Annotated in this window: 5 protein-coding genes; all 5 read right to left on the reverse strand. The window is 60.8% G+C overall.

Annotated elements, in window-relative coordinates:
• Window positions 1–40: 40 nt before the first annotated feature.
• Window positions 41–931, reverse strand: a complete 891-nt coding sequence (locus AC1DRJ_RS12940) for a transglutaminase family protein (protein ID WP_477802495.1) — start codon at window positions 929–931, stop codon at window positions 41–43.
• Window positions 931–3417 carry a circularly permuted type 2 ATP-grasp protein gene (locus tag AC1DRJ_RS12945; protein ID WP_477802496.1) on the reverse strand — a complete coding sequence of 829 codons (2487 nt, stop codon included), beginning with the start codon at window positions 3415–3417 and terminating at the stop codon, window positions 931–933. Before AC1DRJ_RS12945 ends, AC1DRJ_RS12940 begins: the two co-directional genes overlap by 1 nt.
• 88 nt (window positions 3418–3505) lie before the next feature.
• Entirely contained in the window at window positions 3506–6781 is a 3276-nt protein-coding gene (locus AC1DRJ_RS12950) for a transglutaminase family protein (protein WP_477802497.1), read from the reverse strand.
• Window positions 6782–7078: 297 nt separating this feature from the next.
• A complete protein-coding gene (locus AC1DRJ_RS12955; RefSeq protein ID WP_477802498.1) occupies window positions 7079–9382 on the reverse strand; it encodes a YgiQ family radical SAM protein in 2304 nt (767 codons plus the stop codon).
• 273 nt (window positions 9383–9655) lie between these two features.
• Window positions 9656–10767, reverse strand: a 1112-nt coding sequence (gene dnaB / locus AC1DRJ_RS12960) for a replicative DNA helicase (protein WP_477802499.1), incomplete at its 5' end; no start/stop codon positions are given.

Below are 10767 nucleotides of genomic sequence, written 5' to 3' on the forward strand. Positions count from 1 at the left end.
TAGCTATCGCGAGCAGGCTCACTCCTACATTTGATCTGCGTTAATCCAGTGGCATCACGGTGACGCGCACTTCAGGGTCGTGATTACCGCCCCCCAGAATCACCCCACGCAACGGAGAAACATCAGAGAAGTCCCGGCCCCAGGCCAGGGTGATGTGCTCAAGTGCCGGTTGAACGTTGTTGGTCGGGTCGAAATCAACCCAGCCCAGCACCGGGCAAAACACCGAGACCCAGGCATGGGATGCGTCCGCGCCGATCAACCGGGGTTGGCCCGGTGGTGGCTGAGTCAGCAGATAACCGCTGATATAGCGAGCGGCCAGACCACGGGAACGCACGCACGCGAGCATCAGGTGAGCGAAGTCCTGACAGACCCCGCGTCGGCGCTCCAGCACTTCCACTAACGGCGTCGCCACTTGCGTCGCTTCGGCGTCGAAGGTGAACTCGCTGAAGATCTTTTCCATCAATGCCTGAACACCCAGCAGCAACGGTCGGCCCGCCGGAAAGCAACTCTCGGAGAATTCGACGAAGTTGCGCTTCAAATGCACGTAAGGCGATTCGAACCGATACCGACAGGCCTCAAGCACTTCGGGGGACAGCGGCTGGCTGCTGTAAGTCAACGCGTTGCGGGTGTCTTCCCAGGGCGGCGATTGATTGAAATCCAGCGTGGGCCGGGCGAGCACTTCCACCGTGAGACTGGCATTGACCAGTAACTCATCGTGGGGACGTTCAAATGCCAATCGCGTGAGTGGATTGCCAAACACATCCAACTCATCCCGGCGCGCGGTCGGGTCGGGACTGATCTGCAATTGCTGAGCAGTACAGCGCTGCCACGCGCAGGGACGCGGCCAGAGATGCGCCAGCTGCTGGGCCAAAGACACCGGACTGTCATAGTGATAATGGGTGTCGTGGAAAATCTGGTAGTGAGCATTCATCAGACGGACACCGTGCGCTGACTGACATCATCGACATGGGCGAAATGGCGCAAGGCCAGGCGATCCGATACTTGCCCACTGGCGTCGGCGATTTCTTGCAGCAAATCGGCCAACCCATTGAGCGCGGCGCGGACGCCGGTTTCGCCGAACAAAGCGTTTTCCAGGCAACCCAGATCGAATTGCGCCAGTCGCTCCACCAACCGCGGCAACCCCGCTTCGCGAGGCACACCAAATTCATCATTCAAGCGTTTCAGGGTTCGAGTCACCAACTTCAACTGGAACAGGACGGCGTGAGGGTTTTGCTCATCGAGCAACAACAGATCGAGCACCGGTAGCAGTTGCGCCATCGCCAGGTACCGTGAACGGTAGGTGATGCTGCTGTTGCCCAATTCCAGCAGCCACTCCAGCCCGGCCTGATCGAAAGCCCCGGCCCCGCGCAAAAACGCTGCCAGGCTGCCGCTGAGAAATTGCAGGCGTTCGATCCGCCGCCCGATTATCAGGAAACGCCAGCCCTCGTCCCGGGTCATGTCGTCGAGGGCGAAGCCAGAAAGTGCCGCCAGCGACATCACCAGACGGTTAAGAAAATCCAGCAACTCACCGAAATCCGGCTCGTCGGTATCCAGTTCCATGGCCTCGCGCTGCAACTCCACCAGTGCTTGCCAGTTTTCCCGCGAGAGTTTGCCGCGCACTTGCGAGGCCGCCCACTGCAAGCGTTGCAGATTGGAACGCAGGCTGAATGACCAGTCTTCGCCGAGCAATGCGGCCAATAGGCGCTCTGGCAACTCGCCTTCATCGGGAAGCAGGTGCAACCGTTCACCGAGTTCGACAGCTGCCTGCAAGGCTTGCGGATCATCGCCGTCCACGTAGCGCGCCAGCATGATGCGCAACAGTCGCGCGCTGTCATCACAGCGCTCGCAATACCGGCCAAACCAGAACAGGTTTTCCACCACCCGCGAGGGCAAATAAGGATCTCGGCGTACCAGGTCATGCACACCAATTGTGCGCTGGGTTTTCCATTGCTCGCCGCTCGGTGGACGATCGCCCAACACCCACGTGTCCTTGCTCGCACCACCGCGCTGCATCGACACCACTTCGGCGTCCGCCTCGGCGGCCACCCGGGTCAGGCCGCCCGGTAAAACCCGATAGCCGTCATGGCTGGCCACTGCGTACACGCGCATGCCGATCGCGCGCGGTTGCAACTGACCGTCCTCGGCCTGCCAGATCGGCGCATGGGACAATTGGGCCATTTCTTGCGCAACATAGGCATACGGTCGCGCCTGCATGCGCGCGGCCAGGGCCAGACGCTGTTTTTCACTCAAGTCACGGCCAAAAACCGGTGCAAAGCTTTGCGACGGAAAAGCTGGTTTGATCAACAACTCCGGTAGTTTTTCCAGCGCCTGAGCCAACACCGGCGGCTCACCGCACCACCAAGTGGCGATAGACGGCAGGATCAGTTCTTCGCCGAACAGGAATTGATTGATTTTTGGCAGGAAGCCCAGCAATCCCGGCGACTCCAGCACGCCGCTGCCGAGGGCATTGGCCACCAGCACCCGCCCCTGTCGCACGGCTTCGAGCAGCCCCGGTACGCCCAGTGCGGAGTCGGTGCGCAGTTCCAGCGGGTCGCAGAAGTCATCGTCGAGCCGGCGCATGATTGCGTGAACCCGGCGCAAGCCACTCAGGGTTTTCAGGTAGACCGTGGCATCCCGCACCGTGAGGTCGCCGCCCTCCACCAGCGGGTAGCCGAGTTGGCGCGCCAGATAAAGGTGTTCGAAATAGCTCTCGTTGAAGCGTCCTGGCGTGAGCAACACGATCAGCGGTGCTTCGTCATCACGGGGTGCCTGCCGGGCCAGTGTTTCCTGGAGCGTGCGGAAGAATCCGGCCAGATGCTGCACTTTCAAATCGCGATACAGCTCGGGAAAGGCTCGGGAGACGATCGTGCGGTTTTCCAGGGCGTAACCGGCGCCGGACGGTGCTTGAGTCCGGTCCGCCGTGACCCACCAACGGCCATCAGGCGTGCGCGCCAGATCGACGGCGTACAGATGCAGAAAGGCCCCGTCGGGCGGCGCAATGCCCTGACAGGGCCAGAGGAAGTTGTTGTGCCCAAATACCAGCTCTGCCGGCAGCAAACCTTCGGCGATCAGGCGTTGCGGGCCATACAGATCCGCCAGTACCGCGTTCAACAGACGCGCCCGTTGAGCGATCCCGGCGGATAACTGCGCCCACTCATCAGCGGCAATCACATGCGGTAGCAGATCGAGCTCCCACGGCCGGTCTGCGCCCTTGGGGTCGGCGTAGACGTTGTAGGTCACGCCGTTTTCCTGGATCTGTCGGGTCAACAAGGCCTGACGCTGCACCAACTGCGATGGCGTACTGCGTTGCAATTGGTCGATCAACCGACGCCAGTGCGGGCGTACGCCGCCACTGTCGTCGAGCAGTTCGTGATAGGTGCCCGCCGTTAGCGGGTAGTGATCAAGCAGATCAGGCATGGAAAGCTCGGCAGACAGCAATGAACAGTCAGACTAACGCAGGCTCATGACACCCGGATATACGAAAAATCCGGGCGTCGCGTACGATTTAGAAACGTCGTAAATCGAGCGTCATCGGCAGCTCGTCGTTAATTTCCAGAATCGGTACAGGCAGTTTCCCTGGAGTGTGTCCGATGCGGAAAAACCGCGCCATGCGCCGGCTCTCGGCCTCATTGGCGTTCACCGGCAGGCTGTCGTAGTTGCGTCCGCCCGGATGGGCCACGTGGTATTGGCAGCCGCCCAGCGAGCGTTGCATCCAGGTGTCGAGCAGGTCGAACACCAGCGGTGCATGGACCGGGATGGTCGGTTGCAGACAGTTGGCCGGTTGCCAGGCGCGAAAACGTACGCCAGCGACAAACTCGCCGACCCGCCCGGTGGTTTGCAACGGCACCGGAATGCCATTGCAGGTCAGCAAATAGCGCTGTGGTGGAAGGCCGGTGAGCTTGACCTGCAAGCGTTCCAGCGACGAATCCACATACCGCACCGTGCCGCCGACTGCGCCCTCCTCGCCCAGCACATGCCACGGCTCCAGCGCCTGACGCAGTTGCAGCTCAATGCCATTGACCGCGTAATCGCCGACCTTGGGAAAACGAAACTCCAGATGGGCGGCGAACCACTCGGCCCGTACGGGATAACCGGCCGCATTCAGATCGACTATGACGTCAGCGAAATCCTGCTCGATAAAGTGCGGCAACAGGAATCGGTCGTGCAATTCAGTGCCCCAGCGCGCCAGTTTCGGCGGCGCATAAGGCTCACGCCAGAACCGCGCCACCAGCGCCCGCAACAACAGCTGTTGAGCCAGGCTCATGCGCGCGTGCGGTGGCATTTCAAAGGCACGCAATTCCAGCAAACCAAGGCGTCCGGTCGCACCGTCCGGCGAATAGAGTTTGTCGATGCAGAACTCGGCGCGATGGGTATTGCCGGTGACGTCGATCAGCAGATTGCGCAGCAGCCGGTCCACCAGCCACGGCGCGCACTCTTCGCCCGGTTCAGGCATCTGCGCGAAAGCGATCTCCAGTTCATACAGCGCATCGTTACGCGCTTCATCGACGCGCGGGGCCTGAGAGGTCGGGCCGATGAATAGTCCGGAAAACAGGTAGGACAGTGACGGATGGTTATGCCAGTAACTGATCAGGCTGCGCAGCAAGTCGGGGCGGCGCAGAAACGGTGAGTCGGCCGGGGTCGCGCCACCCAACACGAAATGGTTACCGCCGCCGGTCCCGGTGTGCCGGCCGTCGATCATGAATTTTTCGGTGGTCAGTCGGGTCTGGCGCGCTTCTTCGTACAGAAACTCGGTGCGCTCGACCAACTCGTCCCAAGTCGCGGACGGTTGCACGTTGACTTCGATTACGCCCGGATCCGGGGTGATGCGGAAGTTGCTCAGGCGCGGATCGCTCGGCGGTTCATAGCCTTCCAGCAATACCGGGCAATGCAGTTCCTGAGCAGTGGCCTCGATGGCGGTGACCAGTTCCAGATAGTCCTCGACCCGCTCCAGCGGCGGCATGAACAGGTACAACCGCCCTTCCCGGGCTTCGGCGCAGAACGCAGTGCGCGTAAGCCAGTCGGCGGACTCGTCGATTTTTGGCTCGCGCTCGACCGCTTCGGCCGGCGCGCCTGGACTGTTCAACGCAATGGTGTCGGGCAGCGCGGCGAACGCCTGGTTCGGATCATTGGGATGAATGAACGGATACTCCGCCGCTTTCACCCAAGGCTGCGAGCCGAGCGGCAAGCGATAACCCAGCGGCGAATCCCCCGGCACCAGCCGACAGTGCTCGTCGCGCAGATACCAGCGACCGCTTTGCCATTGATCGCCCTTGGCGGTGCGCGCCAGCGGCAGGACCTGGCCGATGACTTTATCCAGGCCTTGGCTGAAGACTTTACGCAGTCGCGCACGCTCCAGCGGTTCTTCCAGACGTGAGTCTTCGGCGCTGACGTTCTGCGGCAAAGTGCCTTCGCGCCAGAGGTAATAGAAATTGTCTTCGTAGGCTGGAAACACAAAGCGTGTCGGAATCTTCAGCCGTTCGGCGACAGTTGCCAGAAAACGCCCGGCCAGTTCGCCATCGGCGCCGTAGTCTTCCTGCTCCTCGGCGATCAGCGCGCTGTTGTGCCAGATGGGCACGCCGTCACGACGCCAGTAGCAGTTCAGTGACCAGCGCGGCAATTGCTCGCCGGGGTACCACTTGCCTTGGCCGAAATGCACCAAGCCTTTGGGGGCGTAGTGTTTACGCATACGCTGGAACAGCTCGGCGGACAGCAGACGCTTGTCCGGCCCGAGCGCTGCGGTGTTCCATTCGGCACCGTCAGGGTCGTCGATGGAAACGAAGGTCGGCTCGCCGCCCATGGTCAGGCGCACATCGTCTTCCAGCAGATCGGCATCGATCTGCCGGCCCAGTGCCTGAATCGCCTGCCACTGGTCTTCGGTGTAGGGCTTGGTGACGCGCGGGGCTTCCCAAATCCGCTCCACGGACATTTCGTGGGTGAACTCGCACTCGCACGGTTCCACCAAGCCGCTGATAGGAGCCGCAGAGCCCGGATCGGGGCTGCACGCCAACGGAATGTGGCCTTCGCCGGCAAACAGCCCTGACGTCGCGTCCAGGCCGATCCAGCCAGCACCCGGCAAATACACTTCGCACCACGCGTGCAAATCGGTGAAGTCCACGTCAGTGCCTGAAGGCCCGTCGAGACTTTTGACGTCGGCGGTCAGCTGAATCAGGTAACCGGAGACAAATCGCGCGGCCAGCCCGAGGTTTCGCAGCAATTGCACGAGTAACCATGCCGAATCGCGGCAGGACCCGGAGGCTTGCTCAAGGGTGTGCTCGGGCGTCTGCACCCCCGGTTCCATGCGTATCAGGTAACCGATGTCTTCGCTCAAGCGCTGGTTAAGCGCGACGAGGAAATCCACGCTCGGCAGCGGCGTGCGGTCGATGCCGTCCAGATAGGCCTTGAACGTCGGCGTCAGGGGCAAGGTTTCCAGGTACGGCGCCAACTCCTTGCGCTCGTCTGCGGCGTAGGTGAACGGGATTTTTTCTGCGTAAGGCTCAAGGAAGAAGTCGAAAGGATTGAAGACCGCCATCTCTGCCAGCAAGTCGACTTCGATCCGCAGCTCATCGGTTTTTTCCGGAAACACCAACCGCGCCAGGTAATTGCCCTGGGGGTCTTGTTGCCAGTTGATGAAGTGCTGCTCTGGCGAGACTTTCAGTGCGTAGGAAAGTATCCGCGTGCGGCTGTGAGCGGCCGGGCGCAGGCGAACGATCTGCGGACCGAGCTCGACAGCGCGGTCATAGCGGTAATGTGTGACGTGGTGCAATGCGACATGAATCGACACGGCGTGCCTCCTGCGAGCCCTAAGCGTTATCGAAAGCGCGCAAGACTTATGCCATCGCGGCAACGCTGGCGCTTTCTCCGTTTGCTTGAGGCAGTACAGCACCAAAATCGGGCGATGGGAGAAATTGGTTGGGGGCAGTTGCACGCAAATGTTGCGAAGGGGGTGATCGTYCCCACGCTCCGCGTGGGAATGCAGCCCGTGGCGCTCCGCGTCACTGGACGCGGAGCGTCCCTTGAGGCATTCCCACGCGGAGCGTGGGAACGATCAGGTTGGCGTTCTGTTCAGCTCAAGCGACGCTTAGCGCGGAACAACCGGCTTGCGGGCGGGTTTAGGGCCTTTGCCTTTGGCTGCGTCCTTGCGATCCTTGGCCGCCTGCTGGTTGCGGGCGAACGCCGCCGCCTTGGCTTGTTCACGCTTGTCCCACGGATTACCGCCATCGCTGGCACGCGGCGGCAAGCCGGTGTGCTGGGTCAGGATTTTGGTGGTCTTTTCCCCTGCAACCTTGTGGCTGCCGGCCGGTGTCGAGTTCTTGCGACGGGCACTCTGGTAGCTATCGGTCGCCGGCTGGTGCAGCGGGATCAACTGGTTCTTGCCCGGCCCGATCAAATCGGCGCGGCCCATGCGGGTCAGCGCTTCACGCAGCATCGGCCAGCCTTTCGGGTCGTGATAACGCAAGAACGCTTTGTGCAGACGACGCTGCTCTTCGCTCTTGACGATGGTCACGGCGTCGCTCTTGTAAGTGACCTTACGCAGCGGATTCTTGCCCGAGTGGTACATCGCGGTGGCGGTGGCCATCGGCGACGGGTAGAACGCCTGCACCTGGTCGGCACGGAAGCCGTTGCCCTTGAGCCACAGGGCCAGGTTCATCATGTCTTCGTCGGTGGTGCCCGGGTGGGCGGCGATGAAGTACGGAATCAGGTACTGCTCTTTCCCGGCTTCCTTGGAGTACTTCTCGAACATGCGCTTGAACTTGTCATAGCTGCCGATGCCCGGTTTCATCATCTGGTTGAGCGGACCTTCCTCGGTGTGTTCCGGGGCGATCTTCAAATAACCACCGACGTGGTGAGTCACCAGCTCTTTGACGTATTCCGGCGACTCGACCGCGAGGTCGTAGCGCAAGCCGGAAGCGATCAGAATCTTCTTCACACCCGGCAAGGCACGGGCGCTGCGATACAGCTGAATCAACGACGAGTGGTCAGTGTTCAGGTTCGGGCAGATGCCGGGGAACACGCACGATGGCTTGCGGCACGCGGATTCGATTTCCGGGCTTTTGCAGGCAATGCGGTACATGTTCGCGGTAGGACCGCCGAGGTCGGAAATGACGCCGGTAAAGCCTGGCACCTTGTCGCGGATCTCTTCGATTTCGCGAATGATCGACTCTTCGGAACGGTTCTGGATGATCCGGCCTTCGTGCTCGGTGATCGAGCAGAAGGTGCAGCCGCCGAAGCAGCCACGCATGATGTTCACCGAGAAACGGATCATGTCGTAGGCGGGGATCTTTTCCTTGCCGTACGCCGGGTGCGGAATGCGCGCATAAGGCATGCCGAACACGTAGTCCATTTCTTCAGTGGTCATCGGAATCGGCGGCGGGTTGAACCAGACGTCGACTTCGCCGTGCTTCTGCACCAGCGCGCGGGCGTTGCCCGGGTTGGTTTCGAGGTGAAGCACGCGGTTGGCGTGAGCATAAAGAACCGAGTCGCCACGAACTTTCTCGACCGACGGCAGACGAATCACGGTCTTGTCGCGAGTCATTTTCGGGCTGGCAAGGATCTGCACGACCTTGGCTTCACTTGGATCTTCAACCGGACCCTTTTCCTGCTCGATGGCGCAGGCCTGAGTGTCCTGGGTATTCACATACGGGTTGATGATCTTGTCGATCTTGCCCGGACGGTCGATACGCGTGGAATCGACTTCGTACCAGTCTTTCGGCGTGTCACGACGGATGAACGCGGTGCCGCGCACGTCGGTGATGTCTTCGATCTTGTGGCCGTAGGACAGACGCTGGGCGACTTCGACGATCGCACGCTCGGCGTTGCCGTAGAGCAGGATGTCGGCGCAGGCGTCGATCAGGATCGAGTTGCGTACCCGGTCCTGCCAGTAATCGTAGTGAGCGATGCGGCGCAGGGAAGCTTCGATGCCACCGAGCACGATCGGCACGTGATTGTAGGCTTCCTTGCAGCGCTGGCTGTAAACCAGGCTCGCGCGGTCCGGACGTTTGCCCGCCAGGCCACCAGGGGTGTAGGCATCATCGGAACGGATTTTCTTGTCTGCGGTGTAGCGGTTGATCATCGAGTCCATGTTGCCGGCCGCGACGCCGAAGAACAGGTTCGGCTCGCCGAGCTTCATGAAGTCGTCTTTGGACTGCCAGTTCGGTTGGGCAATGATCCCGACGCGGAAGCCTTGCGACTCCAGCAGCCGGCCGATGATCGCCATGCCGAAGGACGGATGGTCAACGTACGCATCACCGGTGACGATGATGATGTCGCAGGAATCCCAGCCAAGCTGATCCATCTCCTCCCTGCTCATCGGCAGGAATGGCGCTGGACCGAAGCATTCGGCCCAGTACTTGGGATAGTCAAATAACGGCTTGGCTGTTTGCATGACGATGACCGGTGTTGAGATGAAAAATCGCGGGCGCGGAATATAGCACAAAAAATAACCAATTCCGACGGCTATGGTCGGAAATTGGTCAGCTTATCCCAAGGAAAAGTTCTGGGCCTTGATACAACCCACGTGGCGAGGGGGCCTTGCCCCCGTTGGGTCGCGAAGCGGCCCCTGTAATTCTCCAGTTAAAACAACCTCTCAGGTTTTACGACTGCTTCGCAGCCGAACGGGGGCAAGCCCCCTCGCCACAAAGGCTTGTCCCCACAGGTTTTATTCGTCGTCGAAGTTATAGCTGCCCGGCGCGAGGTTTTCGAAGCGGGTGTACTTGCCGATGAACGCCAGGCGTGACGTGCCGATCGGGCCGTTTCGCTGCTTGCCGATAATAATTTCGGCGATGCCCTTGTGCTCGGTTTCCGGGTGATAAACCTCATCCCGGTACACGAACATGATCACGTCAGCATCCTGCTCGATCGCTCCGGATTCCCGGAGGTCGGAGTTGATCGGGCGTTTGTTCGGCCGTTGCTCCAGGGATCGGTTGAGCTGGGACAACGCCACCACCGGGCAGTTGAATTCCTTGGCCAGGGCTTTCAAGGAACGGGAGATTTCGGAAATCTCGTTGGTGCGGTTGTCGCCGCCGGAACCTGGAATCTGCATCAATTGCAGGTAGTCGATCATGATCAGGGCGACATCGCCGTGCTCACGCACCAACCGGCGAGTCCGTGCGCGCATTTCCGACGGGCTGATACCGGCCGTATCGTCGATGAACAGCTTGCGGTCGTTGAGCAGGTTGACCGCTGAGGTCAGGCGCGGCCAATCATCGTCGTCCAGGCGACCGGCCCGAACCTTGGTTTGGTCGATACGGCCGAGGGACGACAACATACGCATGATCAGCGATTCACCTGGCATCTCCAGCGAGTAAACCAGGACGCACTTATCGCTGCGTAACACGGCGTTTTCCACGAGGTTCATCGCAAAGGTGGTTTTACCCATGGATGGACGGCCGGCGACGATAATCAGGTCAGACGGCTGCAGGCCGCTGGTCATCTCGTCGAGGTCGGTGTAGCCGGTGGATAGGCCGGTGATGGCGTTGTCGGTGTTGAACAAGGTGTCGATACGATCGATTGCCTTGGTCAGCAGGTCATTCACGCTCACCGGGCCGCCGGTTTTTGGCCGGGCCTCAGCGATCTGGAAGATCTGCCGTTCAGCCTCGTCGAGAATCTCTTCAGCCGTGCGGCCTTCCGGGTTGAAGGCGCTGTCTGCAATTTCGGAAGCGATGCCGATCAACTGGCGCAACGTCGCCCGCGCACGAACGATCTGCGCATATGCCTTGATGTTGGCGACGGACGGGGTGTTTTTCGCCAGTTCACCGAGGTAACCGAGAC

The sequence above is a fragment of the Pseudomonas sp. P5_B2 genome, assembly GCF_056400445.1.

Excerpts from the sequence above, each read along its gene's own strand:
- AC1DRJ_RS12940 (WP_477802495.1), bottom strand. The coding sequence starts at position 931 with ATGAATGCTCACTACCAGATTTTCCACGACACCCATTATCACTATGAC.
- AC1DRJ_RS12945 (WP_477802496.1), bottom strand. The coding sequence starts at position 3,417 with ATGCCTGATCTGCTTGATCACTACCCGCTAACGGCGGGCACCTATCAC.
- AC1DRJ_RS12955 (WP_477802498.1), bottom strand. The coding sequence starts at position 9,382 with ATGCAAACAGCCAAGCCGTTATTTGACTATCCCAAGTACTGGGCCGAA.